The organism is Sphingobium sp. FW306-1B-F04DB (genome assembly GCF_058781925.1).
The window spans coordinates 1-20,860 of record NZ_JBYSXE010000003.1 but is presented as its reverse complement, the minus strand read 5'-3'; the positions used below and the strand labels follow the sequence as shown (position 1 = coordinate 20,860).

The 20,860-nt window shown below is 65.6% G+C and carries 20 protein-coding genes and 1 pseudogene; 9 read left to right on the top strand and 12 right to left on the bottom strand.

Translation table 11 applies throughout. The features are described from left to right. Positions 1-5 precede the first annotated feature (5 nt). Positions 6-842, bottom strand: coding sequence for an ABC transporter ATP-binding protein (locus tag AC3WJD_RS02985; RefSeq protein WP_492744386.1), 837 nt, complete (start codon positions 840-842; stop codon positions 6-8). After that, entirely contained in the window at positions 839-1,954 is a 1,116-nt protein-coding gene (locus AC3WJD_RS02980; protein ID WP_492744384.1) for an MlaE family ABC transporter permease, read from the bottom strand. The genes AC3WJD_RS02985 and AC3WJD_RS02980 overlap by 4 nt, the downstream gene beginning before the upstream one ends. Before the next feature lie 49 nt (positions 1,955-2,003). Here AC3WJD_RS02980 and AC3WJD_RS02975 point away from each other — a divergent pair, with 49 nt between their 5' ends. After that, positions 2,004-2,678, top strand: coding sequence for an HAD family hydrolase (locus tag AC3WJD_RS02975; RefSeq protein ID WP_492744382.1), 675 nt, complete (start codon positions 2,004-2,006; stop codon positions 2,676-2,678). 67 nt (positions 2,679-2,745) lie between these two features. Here AC3WJD_RS02975 and AC3WJD_RS02970 read toward each other — a convergent pair. The 4 genes and pseudogenes from AC3WJD_RS02970 to AC3WJD_RS02955 form a co-directional block, all read right to left on the bottom strand. Beyond that, positions 2,746-3,038 (bottom strand): annotated as a pseudogene (locus AC3WJD_RS02970) (GIY-YIG nuclease family protein). Positions 3,039-3,101: 63 nt separating this feature from the next. Then, on the bottom strand, positions 3,102-3,428 hold the full coding sequence (gene clpS, locus AC3WJD_RS02965; protein ID WP_492744578.1) for an ATP-dependent Clp protease adapter ClpS: 327 nt from the start codon (positions 3,426-3,428) through the stop codon (positions 3,102-3,104). A 202-nt stretch (positions 3,429-3,630) separates the two neighbouring features. Continuing rightward, entirely contained in the window at positions 3,631-4,098 is a 468-nt protein-coding gene (locus AC3WJD_RS02960; RefSeq protein ID WP_492744380.1) for a phasin family protein, read from the bottom strand. A 392-nt stretch (positions 4,099-4,490) separates the two neighbouring features. Further along, the gene (locus AC3WJD_RS02955; protein ID WP_492744378.1) at positions 4,491-6,245 is read right to left on the bottom strand and encodes a PHA/PHB synthase family protein; all 1,755 of its coding nucleotides are present in this window, start codon (positions 6,243-6,245) and stop codon (positions 4,491-4,493) included. A gap of 124 nt (positions 6,246-6,369) precedes the next feature. On the opposite strand from AC3WJD_RS02955, the gene AC3WJD_RS02950 reads away from it, so the two are divergent. The 3 genes from AC3WJD_RS02950 to AC3WJD_RS02940 all read left to right on the top strand — a co-directional run bounded on the left by AC3WJD_RS02950 (position 6,370) and on the right by AC3WJD_RS02940 (position 8,862). Beyond that, positions 6,370-7,575 carry an LL-diaminopimelate aminotransferase gene (locus tag AC3WJD_RS02950; protein ID WP_492744377.1) on the top strand — a complete coding sequence of 402 codons (1,206 nt, stop codon included), beginning with the start codon at positions 6,370-6,372 and terminating at the stop codon, positions 7,573-7,575. Next, positions 7,575-8,012: an acyl-CoA thioesterase gene (locus tag AC3WJD_RS02945; protein WP_492744375.1), complete on the top strand. Its 438-nt coding sequence runs from the start codon at positions 7,575-7,577 to the stop codon at positions 8,010-8,012. The genes AC3WJD_RS02950 and AC3WJD_RS02945 overlap by 1 nt, the downstream gene beginning before the upstream one ends. A gap of 97 nt (positions 8,013-8,109) precedes the next feature. Continuing rightward, on the top strand, positions 8,110-8,862 hold the full coding sequence (locus AC3WJD_RS02940) for a class I SAM-dependent methyltransferase (RefSeq protein WP_492744373.1): 753 nt from the start codon (positions 8,110-8,112) through the stop codon (positions 8,860-8,862). A gap of 57 nt (positions 8,863-8,919) precedes the next feature. On the opposite strand, the gene AC3WJD_RS02935 is transcribed toward AC3WJD_RS02940, so the two are convergent. The 5 genes from AC3WJD_RS02935 to lgt all read right to left on the bottom strand — a co-directional run bounded on the left by AC3WJD_RS02935 (position 8,920) and on the right by lgt (position 14,359). Further along, the gene (locus AC3WJD_RS02935) at positions 8,920-10,230 is read right to left on the bottom strand and encodes a cystathionine gamma-synthase family protein (protein WP_492744371.1); all 1,311 of its coding nucleotides are present in this window, start codon (positions 10,228-10,230) and stop codon (positions 8,920-8,922) included. Positions 10,231-10,370: 140 nt separating this feature from the next. Continuing rightward, a complete protein-coding gene (locus tag AC3WJD_RS02930; protein ID WP_492744369.1) occupies positions 10,371-11,396 on the bottom strand; it encodes a methyltransferase in 1,026 nt (341 codons plus the stop codon). 164 nt (positions 11,397-11,560) lie between these two features. Further along, positions 11,561-12,328, bottom strand: a complete 768-nt coding sequence (gene pgeF, locus AC3WJD_RS02925) for a peptidoglycan editing factor PgeF (protein WP_492744367.1) — start codon at positions 12,326-12,328, stop codon at positions 11,561-11,563. A gap of 119 nt (positions 12,329-12,447) precedes the next feature. Beyond that, positions 12,448-13,437, bottom strand: a complete 990-nt coding sequence (locus tag AC3WJD_RS02920; RefSeq protein ID WP_492744365.1) for a class I SAM-dependent methyltransferase — start codon at positions 13,435-13,437, stop codon at positions 12,448-12,450. Positions 13,438-13,489: 52 nt separating this feature from the next. Further along, complete coding sequence (lgt, locus tag AC3WJD_RS02915; protein WP_492744363.1) at positions 13,490-14,359, bottom strand: prolipoprotein diacylglyceryl transferase; 870 nt, start codon at positions 14,357-14,359, stop codon at positions 13,490-13,492. A 72-nt stretch (positions 14,360-14,431) separates the two neighbouring features. Here lgt and AC3WJD_RS02910 point away from each other — a divergent pair, with 72 nt between their 5' ends. Genes AC3WJD_RS02910 through AC3WJD_RS02890 form a run of 5 tightly spaced genes read left to right on the top strand, consistent with a single transcriptional unit; the run spans position 14,432 to position 20,521 of the window. Then, positions 14,432-16,141 (top strand): class I adenylate-forming enzyme family protein, encoded by a 1,710-nt coding sequence (locus AC3WJD_RS02910; protein WP_492744361.1) that lies wholly within the window; start codon positions 14,432-14,434, stop codon positions 16,139-16,141. Positions 16,142-16,189: 48 nt separating this feature from the next. After that, positions 16,190-18,517: a xanthine dehydrogenase family protein molybdopterin-binding subunit gene (locus AC3WJD_RS02905; RefSeq protein ID WP_492744359.1), complete on the top strand. Its 2,328-nt coding sequence runs from the start codon at positions 16,190-16,192 to the stop codon at positions 18,515-18,517. After that, entirely contained in the window at positions 18,517-19,524 is a 1,008-nt protein-coding gene (gene hemH, locus AC3WJD_RS02900; RefSeq protein ID WP_492744357.1) for a ferrochelatase, read from the top strand. The genes AC3WJD_RS02905 and hemH overlap by 1 nt, the downstream gene beginning before the upstream one ends. A gap of 41 nt (positions 19,525-19,565) precedes the next feature. Continuing rightward, on the top strand, positions 19,566-20,288 hold the full coding sequence (phbB, locus tag AC3WJD_RS02895; RefSeq protein ID WP_492744355.1) for an acetoacetyl-CoA reductase: 723 nt from the start codon (positions 19,566-19,568) through the stop codon (positions 20,286-20,288). Next, entirely contained in the window at positions 20,285-20,521 is a 237-nt protein-coding gene (locus tag AC3WJD_RS02890) for a ribbon-helix-helix domain-containing protein (protein WP_492744353.1), read from the top strand. The genes phbB and AC3WJD_RS02890 overlap by 4 nt, the downstream gene beginning before the upstream one ends. A gap of 100 nt (positions 20,522-20,621) precedes the next feature. Here the strand turns inward: AC3WJD_RS02890 and AC3WJD_RS02885 are convergent, their stop codons facing one another. Beyond that, complete coding sequence (locus AC3WJD_RS02885; RefSeq protein WP_492744576.1) at positions 20,622-20,705, bottom strand: hypothetical protein; 84 nt, start codon at positions 20,703-20,705, stop codon at positions 20,622-20,624. Positions 20,706-20,860 lie beyond the last annotated feature (155 nt).

The window sequence follows — 20,860 nt, the reverse complement described above, 5'->3', positions numbered from 1 at the left end:
GACGATCAACCCTTCCTGTCGCGCGCTTTGGCCGAAGCCACGGCGGCGCGGCCGCGCGGGCCGTTGAAATATTCCTGGATCCAGGGATGGTCGGTCGCCAGCAATTCGTCGATCGTTCCCACCGCAATCACCTTCTTGTCCGCCAGTACCGCCACGCGGTCGCAAATAGCATAAAGCGTGTCCAGATCGTGCGTTATCAGAAAAACCGTCAAGCCGAGGATCGAGCGGAGCTGATGGATCAGATGATCGAACGCGGCCGCGCCGATCGGATCGAGCCCCGCGGTCGGTTCGTCAAGGAACAGAAGCTCGGGATCGAGCGCCAGTGCGCGCGCCAGGCCTGCGCGCTTCTTCATGCCGCCCGACAATTCCGCCGGATATTTGGGACCGGCATCGACGGGCAGGCCGCTGATCAGCACCTTGAACGCTGCGATCTCGTCGAGCAGTTTCTGGTCGAGGACGCCGCCGTAGAATTCGCGCAGCGGCACCTGGATATTTTCGGCAACGCTCAGCGTCGAAAACAATGCGCCGCCCTGGAACAGCACGCCCCAGCGCTTGCGGACCGCGACGGCATCGTCTTCATCGCGGTCGATCATCGATTCGCCGAAGACCGTGACATCGCCCTCGACGGGCGTCTGCAGCCCGATGATCGAGCGCATCAGCACCGACTTGCCCGTGCCCGACCCGCCGACCACGCCCAGTATCTCGCCCTTCCTGACGTCGAGATCGAGGCCGTCATGCACCACCTGGTCGCCAAACGCATTTTTCAGGCCGTGCACGCTGATGAGCGTTTCGCCCACCGCGATTTCGCGCAGTTCTTCGGCGTCCTCGATGGCCTCGCTCATATCCAGCCGACCTGCGTGAAGAACACCGCGAAAAACGCATCGAGCACGATGACCAGGAAAATCGCCTGCACCACTGCGGAGGTCGTCCGCATGCCGACTTCCTCCGCATCGGCCTTGACCTGCATGCCCTGGAAGCAGCCCGCCATCGCGATGATTGCGCCAAAGACGGGCGCCTTGACCACGCCGACCCAGAGGTCGGTCATCGGCACCACCTCGCGCAGCCGCTGGACGAAGGTGACGGGCGGGATGCCGAGATCGATCCAGCACCAGATACCGCCGCCGATGATCGCGACGACCGAGGAATAGAAGCCGAGCAGCGGCATCATCACGACCGAGGCGAGCAGCCGCGGCAACACCAGCGCTTCCATCGGCGAGACCCCGATGATGCGCATCGCGTCGATTTCCTCGGTCAGTTTCATCGTGCCCAGCTGCGCGGCAAAGGCGCTGCCCGAACGGCCGGCGACCATGATCGCGGTCATCAACACGCCGAGTTCGCGCAGCGTGATCCGCCCGATGAGGTTGATCGTGAACACCTCGGCGCCGAACTGGCGCAATTGCACCGCGCCCTGCTGCGCGATGACGATCCCGATCAGGAAGCTCATCAGCCCGACAATGCCCAGCGCCGAAACGCCGACCACCTCGAAGCGCTGGATCACCGCATTGGCGCGAAAGCGCGACGGGTGGCGCATGACGTTCCAGATCGCGATGCACGTCGCGCCGAAAAAGGCGAGCAGGCCGAGCAGCGTCCTGGCCGCGACCATCGTCGCGTCGCCGACCTCGCCAAGGACGCGCAGGAAGGGCGGCGTGTAGCCGGGGTGGACGCGACTGCGGATCGTCTCGTCAACCTCGCCGAGACGCGTGAGCAGCTTGGTCGCGTCGGCATCCGCGCCGGTGATCCGCGCGCCATGCGCATGCGCGAAATCGTGAACGATCCAGGCACCGATCGTGTCGATATGGACGATGCCGTCGAGCCGGATCTCGTCGATCGGGCCGCTAAGTTCTTCTAGTCGCTTGGGAAGGTCACCAAGGCGCGCGATCGCAAGACTGCCCGTGAAGCGCAGCGCCCGCCCGGAGCCGCTCTGCTCCTCGATGAAATCCGCCTGTGCGTCCATGCACTTATTCCTTGCGGCATAATCGCGCGCGCGGCAAGCGGGGAGGGCAATGGCAATGCTCGCGATCTACGACATGGACCGGACGATCACGCGGACCGGCACCTTCACGCCCTTCCTGCTGCACGTCGCGCTCGCGCGCGCGCCGTGGCGGCTGCTGCTCGCGCCGATCGCGCCGCTGATAATGCTCGCCTATGCGCTGCGGCTGATCGATCGCGCGAGGCTCAAGCAATCGATCCAGACGCTGTTCATCGGCAGCCATATCCCCTCGGCTGAGATCGAACCGTTTGCGCGCTCCTTTGCCGACCGGATGATCGCGACCAATATCTATCCCGGCGCGCTCCGGCAGATGGAGGCCGACCGCGCCAACGGCCACAGGCTGATCATGGCGACCGCGTCCAATCGCATCTATGTGACCGAGATCGCGAAGAAGCTCGGGATGGACGATGTGATCGCGACCGACAGCTTCTGCCTGCCCGACGGTCGCGTGCATGCGCGGATCGAAGGCGAGAACTGTTACGGCCCGGCGAAGCTGCGCAAGATCGAGGCATGGATGGAGACCAACGGACTGCACCGCCCCGACTGCACCGTCCGTTTCTATTCGGACCATGTCTCCGACGAACCCGTGCTTGACTGGGCAGACGTGCCGATCGCGGTCAACCCGAGCCCCAGGCTGCGCAGCCTCGCCAACGGACATGGCTGGCTGATCGTCGACTGGAGCAGCTAGGCTACGCAACCAAAGATTCTGCGTCACCCCAGCGCAGGCTGGAGTCTGCCGGGCAAAGCGCGGAATATTATGCGTTCAGAAGCTCGAAAAGGTCGGACCATCCGGGATTCTGCGCTTCGATCATCCGGATCTTCCATGCGCGATGCCATGCCTTGAGTGCCTTCTCGCGTCCGATCGCGCGTTCGATGTCCTCGTGTCGCTGGGCGAAGACGAGGCGCTTGAGCCCATAGCGCCGGCAGAAGGATGATCCTTGGCCAGTTCTGTGTTGATGGACCCGGGCCGGCAGATCGGCCGTCACCCCGACATAGAGAACCCGTGCGGCTTGTTGGTCATAATGTAGACCCAGCCGCCGTGGGGCATCGCGCTAGATGTTCAGCAGATGCCAGCCTTCGCTGGCATGACGTGGGCGGGCGGGGTTGAGAGTCAGGCCTTTTCCAGCGTGCACTGGAGCGGGTGCTGGTTCTCCCGGGCGAAGTCGATCACCTGGCTCACCTTGGTCTCCGCGACCTCGTAGGTGAAGATCCCGCACACGCCGACGCCCTTCTGGTGGACGTGCAGCATCACGCGCGTCGCATCCTCGACGTCCATGCGGAAAAAGCGCTGCAGGCACAGGACAACGAACTCCATCGGCGTATAGTCGTCGTTGAGCATCAGCACCTTGTAGAGCGCGGGCTTCTTGGTCCTGGCGCGCGTGCGCGTCGCCACGCCCAGCCCGGTGCCCTCGTCATCACCCTCCTTGCGCTCCGCCATCGCAAAGGGCGTGGTCGCCAGGGGGCGGAGGAGAAGGTCGTGGTTTTGCATGGCAGTCCCGAGAATATGGCATGCGCTTGGCGCAGGGCAAGGGGTGAATCGGCGGATTGCGCGGGCGTTATCCATGAATCCCGCCGCCTCAACGCAAGACGGCCGCCCCGATGGGACGGCCGTCGCTACGCGGTACTGAAATCGGCGCCGATCAGGCGGCGGTCTTGAACTTCTCGGCCGCGACCGCAAGGCGGTTCGACAGCGGCTGGAAGATGTCGCCGGCGAGCTTGAGCGCGGCCTCGGTGTTCTTCGAGGCTTCGGCGACGAAGGTGTCGAACGACGACTTGGCATAGTCGCTCTGGAGCTTGAACAGCTCGGTCGGCGACTTCACTGCGGCGAAGCTCTTGAGCGCGGCCTGCGCGTTCTCGAAGTTCTTGCGGCCGAGCTCGGCGGCGTCCTGGCCCATCGACTCGATGCCCTTCGCGGCAACCTTGGCCGACGCGACGAGCGCCTCGACATTGCCCTTCTGGAAGTCGGCGAATTCCTCGGCGATCTTCTGGCTCTTTTCAACGGCGGTCTTGGTCCGCTCGTTGATATCGGCGAACACGGCCTGCGCCTGATTGGTGGCTTCGGTGGCGGCCTTCTTGACGCTCTCGGTCACTTTCGCGGTGTCGGTCATGGTCTCGGTTGTTCCTTTCTCGGGGGCGGGCGCCGGCTCTGGTACTGGCGCTACGCTGACATTCGTCGCTATGCTGTTGGCCGGGGCGGCGTTCGTTTCCGGTGCCGCCGACGGCAATACGCTTTCACTCGACGCTATGCTCTTGGCCGGGACTGCCACCGTTTCCGGTGCCGGCGGCGCTGCGCTATCACTCGGCGCATTGCTCTTGGCCGGAGCGGGCTTGGCAGCCTTGGCCGGCGGGGTCTTCCTGGTGGCGCTCATCGTCTGGCGTCCCCTGCAAACACATCTATGTTGCAGTGCACAATATAGGCGATATGTGACGATTGCAAGCGCTTTTTGTGCAGTGCAACAAAAGCGTCACCCAAATGCGGCGAGGCGAGCGATTCCGCGGTTCAGCGCCGTTTCACATAGCTCCCCGGCGCATCCTCGATCGCGGCGAGCTTGCCCTTGCCGGGAATTCGCGCCCCCCTGGCATCGACCTTGGTGCCGTCGAGCGCTTCGAGCCAGCGAATCCAGTCGGGCCACCAGCTGCCCGCGGTTTCGGTGGCGCCCTCGACGAACTCGGCGAGCGATCCCACCGCAGTATCGTTGGTCCAGTATTGGTATTTGCCCGCGGCGGGCGGGTTCACCACCCCCGCGATGTGCCCCGATCCCGCGAGCACGAAGCGGATCGGGCCCGTCAGGTGCTCGGTGATCTTCCACACGCTGTCCATCGGCGCGATATGGTCCTCGCGCCCTGCCTGGACATAGACCGGCGTGGCGATCCGGGTCAGGTCGATCGGGGTGCCATCGATGCTGATCGCGCCGGGCTGGACCAGCTTGTTGTCGCGGTAGAGCTCGGTCAGATAGGCCTTGTGCCATCGGGCGGGCAGGTTGGTCGTGTCGCCGTTCCAGTGGAGCAGGTCGAAGGGCGCATAGTCCTGCCCCAGCAGATAGTTGTTCTGGACATAGTTCCAGATCAGGTCGCGCCCCCGCAGCAGGTTGAAGGTCGCGGCCATATAGCGCCCGTCGAGAAAGCCGTCGCTCGACAGGCTGTCGACCAGCGCGATCTGCTCGTCGTCGACAAACAGGTTGAGTTCGCCCGCGCGCGCGAAATCGACCTGCGCGGTGAAGAAGGTCGCGCTCTTCACCTTGTCGGCCTCGCCGCGCGCCGCAAGCAGCGCGAGCGTCGCGGCAAGCGTCGTGCCCGCCACGCAATAGCCGATCGCATGGACCGATTCGACGCCCAGCAGTTCGCGCACCGTGTCGATCGCGTCGATCTGCCCGCGCACGACATAATCGTCCCAGACCACGTCCTTCATGCTCGCGTCGGCCGATTTCCACGACACAACGAACACGGTGATCCCCTGCTCCACCGCCCAGCGGATGAAACTCTTCTCGGGATTGAGGTCGAGGATGTAGAAACGGTTGATCCAGGGTGGGAAGATGACGAGCGGCGTGGCGAACACCTGTTTGGTCGTCGGCGTGTACTGGATCAGCTGGTAGAGCGGCGTCTCCCTGATCACCTTGCCCGGCGTCGTCGCGATGTTGCGGCCGAGCTCATAGGCACCGGGATCCGTGTGCGTCAGCTGTCCCTTGGCGATGTCGCGGAGCATGTACTCGAGCCCCTTCAAGAGGTTCTGCCCCTGCGTCTCGATCGTCTTCTCGATCACCAGCGGGTTGGTCAGCGCGAAATTGCTTGGGCTCATCGCGTCGAGCATCCCGCGCGTCGCGAAGCGGACCTGCTCCTTCTGCCTGGGATCGATGCCGTCGATCGCGTCGACGCCCTTCAAAAGATGGTCGCAGATCAGCAGATAGCTTTGCCGCACCAGGTCAAACATCGGACTGTCGCGCCATTGCGGCGCCGCGAAGCGCCGGTCCCTGGCGTGGCGCGGATCCTCCGCCGCGGGTTCGGCGCTTTCGGGCGTGATGAAGCGCTGCCACAGTTTCAGGCTGTCGGTCCAGAAATCGGCCTGCGCCTTGGCGATCCCGCCCATGTCGGGAAGCCCGGGGATCGCGGCCGCGGGCGTCTGCGACGCCGCCTGACGGACCATGTCGAGCCCGAATTCGAGCATCATCTGCTGGGCGCGGCCGATCACCCAGGTCCAGTGCTGCATCTCCTCCAGCGTGGGCAGCTTCATCGCCGGTTCCCGGATCGTGTCGGTCATTCCCGCATCTCCTCGGCTACGCCTCTCTTCGCTGGCATGGCCGCTTCCCAAAGGATATAGCGGCTTTCGCATCATAGCGATGCCGGCCGCGGCATCATAGGTGCACCCACAAGAGGAAAGATCAATGACTGAAGACTTCTACCGCATCAAACGCCTGCCTCCCTATGTCATCGCCGAAGTCAACGCGATGCGGGCAGCGGCGCGTGCGGCGGGCGAGGACATCATTGATCTGGGCATGGGCAACCCCGATCTACCGCCGCCCGACCATGTCATTGAAAAGCTGTGCGAAGTGGCGCGCAAGCCCGATGCGCACGGCTATTCGCAGTCCAAGGGCATTCCGGGGCTACGCCGCGCGCAGGCGGGCTATTACGGCCGCCGCTTCGGGGTCGATGTCGATCCCGAGACCGAGGTCGTCGTGACGATGGGCTCCAAGGAAGGGCTCGCCAACCTCGCGCAGGCGATCACCGCGCCGGGCGATGTCGTGCTCGCGCCCAACCCCAGCTATCCGATCCATACCTTCGGCTTCATCATCGCGGGGGCGTCGATTCGTTCGGTGCCGACGACGCCCGACGAACGCTATTTCGAGGCATTGGAGCGCGCGGTGAAGTTCACCGTGCCCCAGCCCAAGGTGCTGGTGATGGGCTATCCGTCCAACCCGACCGCCGAGGTCGTCGACCTCGCCTTTTACGAACGCGTCGTCGCCTTCGCCAAGGAGCACGGGCTCTGGGTCCTGTCGGACCTCGCCTATTCGGAGATCTATTTCGATGATTGCCCGACCCCCTCGATCCTGCAGGTGCCCGGCGCCAAGGATGTCGCGGTCGAGTTCACCTCGATGTCCAAGACCTATTCGATGGCGGGCTGGCGCATGGGCTTCGCGGTGGGCAACAAGACGCTGATCGCAGCACTCAGCCGCGTGAAATCCTATCTCGATTATGGCGCCTTCACGCCGATCCAGGCCGCGGCATGCGCCGCGATCAACGGGCCGCAGGACATCGTCGAGAAGAACCGCCAGCTCTACAAGCATCGCCGCGACGTGCTGGTGGAGAGCTTCGGCCGCGCGGGTTGGGAGATTCCGCCCCCGCGCGCCTCGATGTTCGCCTGGGCGCCGCTGCCCCCCGCGCTCGCGCATCTCGGCAGCCTCGAATTCTCCAAGCAGCTCCTCACCCATGCGGGCGTCGCGGTCGCGCCGGGCGTCGGCTATGGCGAGGACGGCGAGGGTTTTGTCCGGATCGCGATGGTCGAAAACGAGCAGCGCATCCGCCAGGCAGCGCGCAACGTGAAGAAATATCTCCAGTCGATGGGGGTCAACACGCCCGCAAAGGCTGGGTGATGCTTCAGAACTCCAGCGCCCTCCCTTTCACCTACCGTTTTCGCGTTCGCTATGCCGAGCTCGATCCGCAGGCTGTGGTCTTCAATTCGCGCTATCTCGAATATGCCGATCTGGTGATCACCGAATTCTGGCGCGCGGTGGGGATGCCCTTTTCGGACGAGGATGCGCTGGAGTTCCACGTCGCGCGCGCGGTGGTGGACTTCAGAAAACCGCTGCGCGCCGACGAACAGGTTGAGGCGCGGGCGTGGATCAGCCGCTTCGGCAATTCGAGCATGACGACGCAGATCGAGCTGCACGGACCGGGCAGCGACGATCTGCGCGCGCGGATCGAGCTGATCCATGTTCATGTCGATCTGGAAACGGGGCGCTCGCAGGCGATTCCCGATTGTGTCCGCGCGGGCTTCGCGGCGCATGCCGGGGCACTCGCCAGCGCCTGAGTTCGACCGAAGCGCGAATCGCGTCGACGAAGGCGGTTGACCCCGTTGGGGCAGGTGGCAGTCTTGCTGTCTGACCAGCTGCAAGGGGAATGCCGCCATGCGTGCGCTGATCGCCTTCGCCGTCCTGCCACTGCTCTGCGCCTCGCCGCTCACGGCCGCGCCAGCCGACTATGCCGCCGCAGTCGCGCCCGAGGGACGGCCGGCCAAGATGGCCGAACTCGACGAAAGCCGAAAACCCGCCGAAATACTCGATTTCATGGGCGTGAAGCCCGGCCAGAAGGCGCTCGATTTCTTCGCGGGCCAGGGATACTTCACACAGATCCTTGCGCGCGCGGTTGGCCCCAAGGGGCAGGTCACCGCCTTCGAGCCAAAGAATTTCTACGAGGATCCGCGCTCGGCTTCGGTGTGGCGCGCGCTCCATGCGGCCAATGGCAACATCAAGGTCTCGGCGCCGCCGATGGATCAATATGCCGAGTCCGCCAATGCCTATGACGTGGCGCTGCTCAACCTCGTCTATCACGACATGTACTGGGAAAGCGCCGAGTACAAATTCCCGCGCGTCGAGCCCGACAGAATCCTCGCCGAGCTCTACAAGGGCATGAAACCCGGCGGCACCGTCGTCGTTGTCGACCATGTCGGCCCCGCGGGCGACACGCGTATGGTGGTCGAAAAGCTTCACCGCATCGATCCCGAAACGGTGAAGGCCGATTTCAAGCGCGCCGGTTTCGTCTTCGACGGCGAGAGCGACGCGCTGCGCGTCGCGACCGACGATCATGCGAAGAGCGTCTTCGACCCCGCCGTCCGCGCCAAGACCGACCGCATCATGTACCGCTTCAGGAAGCCGGGCTGAGCCCACCCGGCTGGCCCTCTCCCTCGCATTCCCCCTGAGGGAGAGGGCCGATTGCCGTCAGATCGCTGCCAGCGCCTGCTCGAAGTCGGCGATCAGGTCGTCGGCATCCTCCACCCCGATCGAGATCCGCACCATATTGTCACCGATCGCGAGCGCCTTCTTGCGCTCGTCGGGAACCGACAGGTGCGTCATCGCCGCGGGGTGGCTCGCCAGCGTCTCGGTGCCGCCGAGGCTGACCGCGAGCTTGGCGATCTTGAGGCTATCGAGGAAGCGGAACGCCTCGGCCTCGCCGCCCTTGAGATAGAGCGAGAAGGTCGAACCCGCGCCGCTGCAATGACGGTTGTAGATATCGGCCTGCCGCTCGTTTTCGGGGAAGCCCAGATAGACGACCTTTTCCACCTTGGGATGGTCCTTGAGCCAGGTGCAGATCTTCTCCGCATTCTGGCCGGCGCGTTCCATCCTCAGTTCGAGCGTCTCGAGGCTGCGGAGCAGCATCCACGCGCTGTGCGGATCGAGGATCGTGCCGATCGTGTTGCGCATCGCGCGCACCATCGTCATGTGCGTCATCGAGCCGAGCGCGCCGCCCGCGACGAGATCGCTGTGCCCGCCCGCATATTTGGTGAGCGAGTAGATGACGATATCCGCGCCGTGCTCGAGCGGACGGTGCCAGAGCGGCCCGAGGAAGGTGTTATCGATCACGATCGGCGGCTTGGCGCCATCGAACATCGCGTCGCGCACCGCGCTCACCGCCTGCACGTCGACAAGCACGTTGGTCGGGTTGGCGGGGCTTTCGAGATAGATCATCGCGACATTGCCCTGTGCCTTGGCCTTCTCGACCACCGCCTCGATCTCTTCCCTGGTCGCGCCCGCCGGGAAGTCGAGCCAGGTCACGCCGAACTTGCCGAGGATGCGGCCGATCAGCGTCTCGGTCGCAGCATAGAGCGGCGCCGAATGGACGATGACGTCGCCGGGCTTGACGAAGGTCAGCAGCACCGTCGCGATCGCGGACATGCCCGACGAGAAGGTCAGCGCCTCCTCGGCATCCTCCCACACGCCCAGCCGGTCCTCGACGATCTCCTGGTTGGGGCCGTTGAAGCGCGAATAGACCAGCCCCTCGGCGCCGCCGGGGCGCTTGCCCGTGACGCCCTCGAAGTGGCGCTTGCCCGCGGCCGCATTCTCGAAGACGAAGGTCGAGGTGAGGAAGATCGGCGGCTTCAATGCGCCTTCGGAGAGCGCGGGGTCGAAGCCGTGCCCCATCATCAGCGTCGAGGGTTTCAGCTTCTTGCCGCCGATCTCGATCACGTCGGGCTTGGGCCGGCGGCGGGGCGTAGTGCCGGTCAGGTCAGCTTCATCGGGCTTCTGGGGCATGTAACAATCTTTCCGAAACGAGTAATATGACTACACCATATCGAGACGCGTTCCGACAATCCATCGCGCGATGACGATTGCCGTGCAACGCGGCGCGTTTCGGGCACCATCCGCGCGCGACACCGCCCCTCTCGCGGCGGTTACTTATACGCGATTGCTGCGCTTGCGGGGCCGGTCAGCGGCAGTATCTCGCACCGTGAAAAGCCCGCCTCAAGACACCATTGCTTGAAATCGGCGCCGGTAAAATCAAAGGCCTCGCCGAACTCGATCAGCATGTTGAGCGACATGAGAAGCCCGAAGGCGTTCTGCCGCCGCTCGTCATCGATGATGTTCTCGATCGCCACGAACGCGCCGCCCGGCGGCAGCGCCCGGTACGCCTTGGCGATCAGCATCTTCTTGTTTGCGAGATTCCAGTCGTGGAGGATCAATCCCATGGTGATGACATCGGCCTTGGGGAACTCGTCCTTGAAGAAGTCGATCGCGCCCGTCGTGACGCGGCCGTCAAGGCCCGCCTCGGCGATGCGGCGCTCGGCGATCGGCTTCACCACGGGCAGGTCGTAGGACGCGCACGCCATATGCGGATGATGCCGCGCGACGAAGCGCGACAGCTGCCCCGTAGCACCCCCGATATCCGCGAGCGTGGCGTAGCGCGCGAAATCGAACTTCTGCGCGAAGGCGTCGAAATTGGCCATCGACACGCCGGTCATCGCATCCATGAACTGCTCGAGCCGTGCCGGGTCGGCATAGAGCTCGTCGAACATCGGCTTGCCCGACTGCTTGATCTCGTTCTGTGGCTGGCCCGTCTTCAGCGCGGGCGTGAGGTCCGCCCAGAAGCGGTAAAGCCGCGCGTTGGACATCTCGAGGATGCCGCCGATATAGGTAGGGCTCTCCCTGTCGAGGAATTTGGCGGTCGCCGGGGTGTTGGCATAGCGCCCCTCCGGCCCGTCGCCCGCGCGGTCGAGCAAACCCAGTGCGACCAGCGCGTCGAGGAAATCATAGGTCGCGCGCGGGTGCAGCCCAAGGCTCCGCTCAAGCTCCGCCCCCGTGCTGGCGCCCTTCGCCAGTTCGGTGAACAGGCCCAGCTCAACCGCGCTCAGCAGCGTCTTGGATGCCCAGAAGCCCATGCCGGTCTGGAGAACATGGTCCGGCGAAATATCGGAATGCATAGCCTCTCCCCAAGCAACCATGCGGAGCAACCAGCGAGCCTTGCCGTAAGCGCCGCGTGAATTGGCGCGGCAGGCTTACAGCATTCGGCGCGTTTTCACCCCTGTTCGTGAGCCGAACGCCGCGGTGCAAAAGTAGTATTTCGCCCCGTATCCGGCCCCATGGGCTAGGCTGTGAGCCCGATCAGCGAGATCTGCCGGCCATAGCCGGGCTCGCCGCGATGGCAGGCGCGGCGATAGCTGAAGAAGCGGTCCTCGTCCGCATAGGTGTCGAGACCGAGTACCTCGACCCGCGCGATCCCCGTCGCGGCGAGCCGTGCGGCGACATAGGCCTCGATGTCGAACTGCTGGTGCCCGGGCCGGCCGGCGCTGAAGAAGCGTTCGTTCTCGGGATCGACCGCGGCGAAGGTCCAGAAGAAATCGTCGCTCACCTCATATGACGCGCGCGCGATGCACGGGCCGATCGCGGCGGTGATGCGGCTGCGATCGGCGCCCAATGCCTCCATCGCGTCGATCGTGTTGTCGGACACGCCCTTGATCGCGCCCTTCCACCCCGCATGCGCCGCACCGACCACGCCCGCTTCCTTGTCCGCGAAAAGCACGGGCACGCAATCGGCGGTAAGGATGCCGAGCAGCAGCCCGGGCCGGTCGGTGACGAGCGCGTCGGCGTGCGGGCGCTGATCCTCGGCAAAGGGCGCGGTCACGGTCACGACATCGGGGCTGTGGACCTGATAGAGCGTGACGAGTGTCGCGTCTGCCAGCACCGCATCGGCGGCGCGGCACCGGTTCTCGACGATCGCCTCGCGGTCGTCACCGCTGCCCAACCCGACATTCAGCCCCGCATGGATCCCCGTCGAGACCCCGCCGCGCCGGCCGAGAAAGCCATGCGGCACATCGCCCAGCGCCTCGGCGCGGATCACTTCGACTGGCTTCACCAAAAACTCCCAATGTCATCCCAGCGAAAGCTGGAATCCAAGCAATATTGAAGCCGCGCCGTCGCTTCCAGCCATTCCATGGATCCCAGCTTTCGCTGGGATGACGGAAAAGGGTTGGTCTAAAACCCCTCGGGCCTGGGCCAGTCGGGCGCGACGAGCGCCAGCGCCTTGAACAACTGCCCCATCTGCGCAGGGTTGGCCAGCCGGTCGCGCGCCGTGGCGATCTCTTCGGCGCGCTCGGGTGCGGCCTTGGAAAGCGCGGCGGCGCGCGCGACGAGGCCGAGCGCCATCAGCCAGTCGCCCTGCGGCGCGGGACCGAAGACGCGCAGGCCGGCACCGCGCCCTTCCTCGGCCAGCGCCGCGAAATCGACATGCGCGGTCAGGTCGCGCTCGCCGGGATCGCCGAAGGGATCGGCATATTCGTGGCCCTTCACCGCCTGGAGCGTGTCGCCGATCGCGGGCCCCGCATAGCCATAGTCGATCAGGATCGCGGCCCCGCCCTGATCGGCGATACGCGCCGCGATGTCGGCCGCGATCGCGGTCGATGCGGGCGAGGATTCGAAGATCGCGCCTTCGGCTGCGCCCCACAGCGCCTCGGGCACCGCGGCATCCATCGGCAACGGCCCCGGCGACGCGACAAAGCCGTCGCCTTCGCGCAGCACCACGCGCTCGCGCCAGCCGTCGCCGGTCCTGACGATCTGGCGCATCGGCAGCGCGTCGAAGAACTCATTGGCTACGATCAGCAGCGGACCCGATTCGGGCAACGTATCGATGCTGTCGTGCCAGTGCGCGTGGGCCAGCCGCTCGGCCTGTTTGGCGCGCAGCGCGGGGCTGGTCTCGACAAGATGCACCGCTGGGTCGAGCCGCGCGGCGCGCATCGCGCGCAGCGCATCGGCGGCGAGCGTCCCGCGCCCGGGGCCGAGCTCGACATAATGCACGTCGCGGGGTGCCTCCGCGCGCAGCCAGAGGTCGGCCAGCCATAGTCCGACCAGCTCGCCGAACATCTGGCTGATCTCGGGCGCGGTGGTGAAGTCGCCCGCGACGCCGAGCGGATCGCGCGTCGCATAATAATGCGCGTTGGCCTGCGCCATGAAGTGCGAGACGGGCATCGGTCCGCCCTGATCGATGGCGCGCGCCAGCCTTTGGGTAAGGGTGCTTGCTTCAGGCGACGCTCTGCCCTCCCGACACCGCCTCGACGCGCTGGCGGCGCTTCTTCGCGGTCGCGATCAGGTAGATGCCGCCGACGATCATCGGGACCGTCAGCCACTGGCCCATGCTCATGCCCGTCCGCTCGGCGAATTCGAGCAGCTGCGCGTCGGGCTGGCGGAAGAACTCGACGGTGAAGCGCGACAGGCCATAGCCGAGCAGGAAGGTGCCGACGAGCTTGCCCGGCTCGTAGCGCGCCTGCGTCTTCCAGAACATGAACCAAAGCACCGCGAAGAGCACCACGCCTTCGAGCCCGGCTTCATAGAGCTGACTGGGATGGCGCGGTTCAAGGTCGCCCGTCCCGGGGAAGATGATCGCCCAGGACACATCGGTGACGCGGCCCCAGAGCTCGCCGTTCACGAAATTGGCGAGCCGGCCGAACAACAGCCCGAAGGGCACGCAGCACGCGATATAGTCGTGGATGCGGAGCCAGTTGAGCCCGTTCTTGCGCGCGAGGTAGAGGATCGCGAGCGACACGCCGATCGCGCCGCCATGGAAGGACATGCCACCCTCCCACAGCTTGAGCACGTTGATCGGGTTGGCGAGGATCGACGGCTGGTAGAAGAGCACATAGGCGATGCGCCCGCCCAGGATGATGCCGAGCGTCGCGTAGAACACCATGTCGTCGGCATGGCGCCGCGCCATCGGCGCGCCGGGCTGCGCGATCAGCTTGAGCAGATACCACCAGCCGAGGATGATTCCCGTGATATAAGCCAGCGAATACCAGCGTATCTTGAAGAAACCGAGGTCGAGCGCGATCGGCGATAGCCCGAGGCTGTCGAAATGCGTGTATGCCGTAGCGGCAGCCGAAAAGGTGAGAAACAAGCTCTTTACCCCTGATGATTTGGGCCTTCATATAGGCGGAAACAGACAAGACCAAGAGAGGAGAGCACCCCCATGCCATCCGCGCTCGATCGACGTATCGACGAGGCGATCGCCAAGGTTACGGGCCCCGGCGGCCCGCTGCCGCTCACCACGATCGAACGCTACGGGATAGACCTCCCGATGATCGCGGCGGCGCCGCCGGCGCTCAGCTATTATTTCGCGCATTTCTGCGCGCAGCATGGCGACGCGACCTTCCTCGTCGCGGGCGAGGAGCGGCTGAGCTTTGCGCAGACCTATGCCGCCGCGAAGCAGGTCGCCGCCGCGCTGGTCGAGGGCTATGGCGTCAAGCGTGGCGACCGCGTCGGCATCGCGATGCGCAACGCGCCGGCGTGGATCGTCAGCTATATGGGCGTGCTGATGGCGGGTGGCGTCGCGACGCTGCTCAACGGCTGGTGGCAGAGCAACGAACTCGCGGACGGCATCCGCGACACCGGCACGCAGCTCGTGATCGCCGACGCCGCGCGCGTCCAGCGGCTGACCGAGCACCCCGAACATGGTGCGAGCGTCGTCGGGCTCGACGTCGCACTCCCGATTGCGCAGGCGATCGCTCCGATCGTCGCAAAGGGGGGCAGCGAGGACACCCCGCTGCCCCAGCTCACCGGCGATGACCTCGCCACCATCCTCTTCACCTCGGGATCGACGGGCCAGTCAAAAGGCGCCTATTCGGATCATCGCGGCGTCGTCCAGGGCATTTTCAGCTATCTCGCCAACACGCTCGCGATGCTCCAGCTCGCGACCGAGGAGGGGATGGCGCCAACGATCCAGCCCTGCACCTTGCTCAATGTGCCCCTCTTCCATGTCACCGCCGAAATCCCGGTGATGCTCCAGAGCTTTGCGATGGGTCGCAAGCTCGTGCTCATGCCCAAATGGGATGCCGAGGAAGCGATGCGGCTGATGGAGCGCGAAAAGGCGACCTATTTCGTCGGCGTCCCGCTGATGAGCTACGAGATCATGATGCACCCCAATCGCAGCAAATATGATCTCTCCACGGTCGCGCATTTCGCCGCGGGCGGCGCGCCGCGCCCGCCCGAGCATGTCAAGCGCCTCAACGACGAGATGGGGGGCAGCAAGCCCATTCTCGGCTACGGCCTGACCGAGACCAACGCGGTCGGCTGCGGCAATCTGAACGAGAACTATCTCGCCAAGCCCAACAGCACGGGCCCCGCTTCCAAGCCGCTGGTCGACCTCGCGATCCTCGACGATGCGGGCAAGCCCGTGCCGCAGGGCGAGCGTGGCGAGGTCTCGATCCGCTCGATCGCCAATTTCCTCGGCTATTGGAACAACGAGGAAGCGACGCGCGCGTGCATGACCTCCGACGGCTATTTCCGCAGCGGCGACATCGGCTATCTCGACGAGGATGGCTATCTCTTCATCGTCGATCGCAAGAAGGACATCATCATCCGCGGCGGCGAGAACATCTCGTGCCAGGAGGTGGAGGCGGCGATCTACGAACATCCCGCGGTCGCCGAGAGCGCTGTGTTCGGACTGCCCGACGAGCGTTTCGGCGAGGTGCCCGGCGCGGTCGTCCATCTCAACAAGGGCGAGGCGCTCGAGATCGCGCAGCTGCTCGAATTCCTCGGCGAACGCCTCGCCGCGTTCAAGCTGCCCTGCCGCGTCTGGTTCGTCCCTGAGCCGCTGCCGCGGCTTGGCACCGAAAAGATCGACAAGGTGTCCTTGCGCGCCAAATACCGCGCGCTCGCGCAGTTCGAGGCGGTGGACTGAAAGATTCCTCCCCGAGCTTGCTCGGGGAGGGCCATTCAGCGAAGCTGAATGGTGGAGGGGCAGCATGATCGCCCCCTTCCCCAAGGGCGCGCGCCACCCTATCAGGCACATATGGCGCTATGGGATGAGCTGAAGGCACGCGGCGGGGGGCTTAGCCGCAGGCAGATTCTGGTTGGGGGCGGCGTCGGTGCGGGGCTGCTGATCGGCTGGGCGGTTTGGCCACGCAGTTATCCCCCCAATCTCGTCGCCAATCCCGGCGAAACGATCTTCAACGCCTTTCTCAAGATCGGCACCGATGGCCGCGTGACAGTCGCAGTGCCGCAGGGCGAGTTCGGGCAGGGATCCTGGACCGCGCTGCCCCAGATCCTGGCGGACGAGCTGGGCGCCGACTGGCGCACGATCGCGGTCGAGGCCGCGCCGATCAGTCCCGTCTATGCCAACCGCCTGCTCGCCGGAAATGCGGTGGAGGGTGAGGTTGCCCGTCCCTTTGCTGGCGTCGCGCGCTGGACGGTGCAGGAATTCGCGACGCGCGAGGCAATGATGGTCACCGGCTTTTCGAGCTCGGTGCGCGCCTTCGAGCAGCCGCTGCGCGAGGCGGGTGCGGCCGCGCGCGTGCTGCTCTGCAAGGCCGCGGCACGGCGCTGGGAAGCCGACTGGCTCGCCTGCGACACCGCCGAGGGCTTCGTCGTGCGCGGCGAGGAGCGGCTGCGCTTCGGCGAGTTGACCGAGGAGGCGCTCGACTTCAAGGTGCCCGATCCCGTGCCGCTGCGCACGGGGCGCGAGAACCGGCTGGTCGCGCGCTCGCTGCCACGGCTCGACCTGCCTTCAAAGATCGACGGCACAGCGACCTTCGCCGCCGATGTCCGCCTCCCCGAAATGGCCTATGCCGCGATCCGCCAGGGACCGATCGGCGAGGCACGGCTGCTCGGCTATGATCGCAAGGCCGCCGAGGTGCAGCCCGGCGTGCTCGGCGTCGTTGACACGCCGCACTGGGTCGCCGCGGTCGCGACCAACTGGTGGGCCGCCAACCGCGCGCTCGACGCGATGAAGCCGCGCTTCGAACGCACCGCTGCGGCGCCCTCGACCGCGCGCATCACCGAGGCGCTGCAAAAGGCGATGGACGGCGACGGCGTCCGCATCGCGAAGCAGGGCGACCTGACCTCGGTCTATCGCGGCCAGACCATCCATACCGCCGACTATTCGGTCGGGCTCGCACCGCATGCGCCGATGGAGACGATGTCCGCCACCGCAAGGCTCAGGCGCGGGACGCTCGAGCTCTGGATCGCGTCGCAGACCCCCGCGCTGGCGCGCGCCGGGGCCGCGCGCGCGCTCGGCATGTCGGAGAACGACGTGGTCGTGCACAGCGTGCTGGGCGGCGGTGGCTTCGGCCACCGGCTCGAGAATGATATTGCGGGGCAGGTCGCGATCCTCGCCGCGAAGATGAACCGGCCGGTCCAGCTGACCTGGTCGCGCGCCGAGGATCTGATGCATGACCGCTTTCGCCCGCCCGCCTTTGCGCGGATGAGCGCGAAACTGGGGCCGACGGGGATGATCCAGGGCTGGCTCGCCAAGATCGCGGCGCCCTCGACCGCACTCGAACAGGCGCATCGCATGTTCGACGACAGCGAAGCCGCGCGCAGCTTCATCCCCGATCCCGATTCGGCCGATGCCAATGCGGTCGCGGGCGCACTCCCGCCCTATGGCATTCCCGCCTTCGCGATCGACCATCATCCCGTCGAGATCGGCGTGCCCACGGGCCATTGGCGCTCGGGCGCGCACAGCTACACCGCGTTCTTCACCGAATGCTTCATCGACGAGCTCGCTCTTGCCTCGGGGATCGAGCCGCTCTCCTTCCGCATGCAGCTGCTCGGCAGCAACCCCCGGCTCGCGCATTGCCTCGCCACCGTCGCCGCGCTCGGCGGCTGGGAAGGCGGGGTGCAGGGCAGCGGACAGGGTATCGCCTGCCATTCGATGGCGGGCAGCCATGTCGCGCTGCTTGCCGAGGCGCATGTCGACGGCAACCAGAAGGTGGTGGTCGACCGCGTGATCGCGGTGGTCGATTGCGGTCGCGTCATCAATCCCGATCTCGTCCGCCAGCAGATCGAGGGCGGCATAATCTACGGCATCGCAGCAGCCACGGGCGCACCGATCGACATCAGCGACGGCCTGATCGCTCAGCGTAATTTCGCGCAGCTCGAATTCCCCGTGCTCGCCAATTCGCCCGCGATCGGGATCGAGCTGGTGCGCAGCCAGGCACCCTCGGGCGGGGTGAGCGAGATCGCGGTGCCGCCGATCGCGCCCGCGGTCGCCAACGCGATCGCCGCCGCGAGCGGCCAGCGGCTGCGCTCGCTCCCGCTCGTGCCGGGCGCGGTGTGATGGAGCGCCCCGCCGACCACGCCACCGTACGCGCCCCGCGCATCGGCGTGCTGCTCGTCAATCTCGGCACCCCCGATGCGCCCAACCCTGCGGCGGTGCGCCGCTATCTCAGGGAATTCCTGTCCGACCCGCGCGTGGTCGAGATCCCGCAGCTCGTCTGGCAGCCGATATTGCGGGGGATCATCCTGACCACGCGGCCGAAGAAATCGGCGCATGCCTACAGCCAGGTCTGGCGCCCCGACGGCTCCCCGCTCGCGGTCTTCACGCGTGCGCAGAGCGATGCGCTGCAGGGCGCCTTCGGCCCCGACGTCACCGTCGACTGGGCGATGCGCTACGGCAATCCCGCGATCGCCGACCGGCTCGCCGCGATGAAGGCCGCGGGATGCGAACGCATCCTGATCGCGCCGCTCTATCCGCAATATTGCAGCGCGACGACCGCGACCGCCAATGACCGCGCCTTCGATGCGCTTGGGCAAATGCGCTGGCAGCCCGCGCTACGCACGCTCCCGCCCTATCATGACGATCCCGCCTATATCGCGGCATTGAAGGCCTCGGTCGAGGCGAGCCTCGCCGCGCTCGACTTCGCGCCCGATACGCTCATCGCCAGCTTTCACGGCATGCCCGAGCGCACGCTGCACCTGGGCGATCCCTATCATTGCCATTGCCACAAGACCGCGCGGCTGCTCGGCGAGGCGCTCGGCCGGCCGCTTGAGATAACCTTCCAGTCGCGTTTCGGCCGCGCCAGATGGCTCGAGCCCGCGACCGATGCGACGCTCGCCGCACTGCCGGGCCGGGGCGTGAAGAGAGTCGCGATCGTCGCCCCCGGCTTCTCCGCCGACTGCCTCGAGACGCTGGAGGAACTCGCGATCCGTGGCCGCGAGACGTTCCTCGGGGCGGGCGGGACACACTTCGCCTGTCTGCCGTGCCTCAACGCCAGTCCCGAATCCGTAATAATGCTGCGCCACTTGCTGGTGCGCGAGCTTGCGGGCTGGATCGAGGCCGCATAGGTTCGTCACACAGAAGACTACCAACTGGGAGAGCGAATGCCATGGCCAGAACAGCGATCGTCACCGGCGGAACCCGCGGCATCGGAGAGGCGATCAGCCTCGCACTCAGGGACTTGGGCATGAACGTCGCTGCGACCTATGCGGGCAATGACGATCGCGCGCGCGAATTCACCGAGCGCACGGGGATCAAGGCGTATAAATGGGACGTCGCCGACCATCAGGCGTGTCTCGACGGTGTCAAGACGGTCGAGGCCGAACTCGGCCCCGTCGACGTCGTCGTCAACAATGCGGGCATCACGCGCGACGGCACGCTGCTCAAGATGAGCTTCGAGGCGTGGAAGGAAGTGATCGATACCAATCTGGGCGGCTGCTTCAACATGGCAAAGGCGACCTTCCCGGGCATGCGCGAGCGCGGCTGGGGACGCATCGTCAATATCGGCTCGATCAACGGGCAGGCCGGGCAGTACGGCCAGGTCAACTATGCCGCGGCCAAGTCGGGCATCCACGGCTTCACCAAGGCGCTCGCACAGGAAGGCGCGAAGTTCGGCGTGACGGTCAATGCGATCGCACCGGGCTATATCGACACCGACATGGTCGCGGCGGTTCCCGCCGACGTGCTGAGCAAGATCGTCGCCAAGATCCCCGTCGGCCGCCTCGGCCATGCCGATGAAATAGCGCGCGGCGTCGCGTTTCTCTGCTGCGACGAAGGCGGCTTCATTACCGGATCGACGCTGTCGATCAACGGCGGGCAGCACATGTATTGAGCAAGGCCGCGCTGTTTGCCGGGCCGGTCAAGCGATCGGTCACCATCGCGGGGCACCAGACCTCGATCAGCCTCGAACCCGCCTTCTGGGACGCATTGCGCCAGGAGGCGGGCCGGCTCGAACTCCCCGTCAACGCATTGATTGCGCGCATCGACGTCGAACGCATCGCCGCCGAAGATCCCCCCAATCTGGCAAGCGCGATCCGCCTCTGGCTGTTCGCGCAGCGGGGGTAGATTCCGATGTTCGATTGGGGTGCTGAGTAGTCGTTCACTTGAGCCCTCTCCCGCCCTTGCGGGAGAGGGTTGGGTGAGGGTCTTCTTCTGCTTCTTCAATTCAACTCTGACGGAGCGCGGCGACAATGGTCTCGAGGACGCCTTCAAAGCTCTCGATGACCTCGGTGTTCCAGAACCGAAGCACGCGATAGCTGCGAGACCCTCACCCAACCCTCTCCCGCAAAGGGCGGGAGAGGGCTTGAAGGAAAAGTCTGCAATGGGTCCAGACTGTGTAAAAACGTGCTGATGTGCTAATCTCCATTGCGATGATGGGGGGCGCAGATGGGGCGTTTCGTCGAG

Bases quoted from the DNA above. Each gene is read 5' to 3' on its own strand.
- AC3WJD_RS02980 (WP_492744384.1), bottom strand. From the start codon at position 1,954: ATGGACGCACAGGCGGATTTCATCGAGGAGCAGAGCGGCTCCGGGCGG.
- AC3WJD_RS02920 (WP_492744365.1), bottom strand. From the start codon at position 13,437: ATGCCCGTCTCGCACTTCATGGCGCAGGCCAACGCGCATTATTATGCG.
- clpS (WP_492744578.1), bottom strand. From the start codon at position 3,428: ATGGCGGAGCGCAAGGAGGGTGATGACGAGGGCACCGGGCTGGGCGTG.
- hemH (WP_492744357.1), top strand. From the start codon at position 18,517: ATGGAGCGCCCCGCCGACCACGCCACCGTACGCGCCCCGCGCATCGGC.
- AC3WJD_RS02975 (WP_492744382.1), top strand. From the start codon at position 2,004: ATGGCAATGCTCGCGATCTACGACATGGACCGGACGATCACGCGGACC.
- AC3WJD_RS02960 (WP_492744380.1), bottom strand. From the start codon at position 4,098: ATGACCGACACCGCGAAAGTGACCGAGAGCGTCAAGAAGGCCGCCACC.
- AC3WJD_RS02950 (WP_492744377.1), top strand. From the start codon at position 6,370: ATGACTGAAGACTTCTACCGCATCAAACGCCTGCCTCCCTATGTCATC.
- AC3WJD_RS02930 (WP_492744369.1), bottom strand. From the start codon at position 11,396: ATGCATTCCGATATTTCGCCGGACCATGTTCTCCAGACCGGCATGGGC.
- AC3WJD_RS02945 (WP_492744375.1), top strand. From the start codon at position 7,575: ATGCTTCAGAACTCCAGCGCCCTCCCTTTCACCTACCGTTTTCGCGTT.
- AC3WJD_RS02985 (WP_492744386.1), bottom strand. From the start codon at position 842: ATGAGCGAGGCCATCGAGGACGCCGAAGAACTGCGCGAAATCGCGGTG.
- AC3WJD_RS02910 (WP_492744361.1), top strand. From the start codon at position 14,432: ATGCCATCCGCGCTCGATCGACGTATCGACGAGGCGATCGCCAAGGTT.
- AC3WJD_RS02935 (WP_492744371.1), bottom strand. From the start codon at position 10,230: ATGCCCCAGAAGCCCGATGAAGCTGACCTGACCGGCACTACGCCCCGC.
- AC3WJD_RS02905 (WP_492744359.1), top strand. From the start codon at position 16,190: ATGGTGGAGGGGCAGCATGATCGCCCCCTTCCCCAAGGGCGCGCGCCA.
- AC3WJD_RS02940 (WP_492744373.1), top strand. From the start codon at position 8,110: ATGCGTGCGCTGATCGCCTTCGCCGTCCTGCCACTGCTCTGCGCCTCG.
- AC3WJD_RS02955 (WP_492744378.1), bottom strand. From the start codon at position 6,245: ATGACCGACACGATCCGGGAACCGGCGATGAAGCTGCCCACGCTGGAG.
- phbB (WP_492744355.1), top strand. From the start codon at position 19,566: ATGGCCAGAACAGCGATCGTCACCGGCGGAACCCGCGGCATCGGAGAG.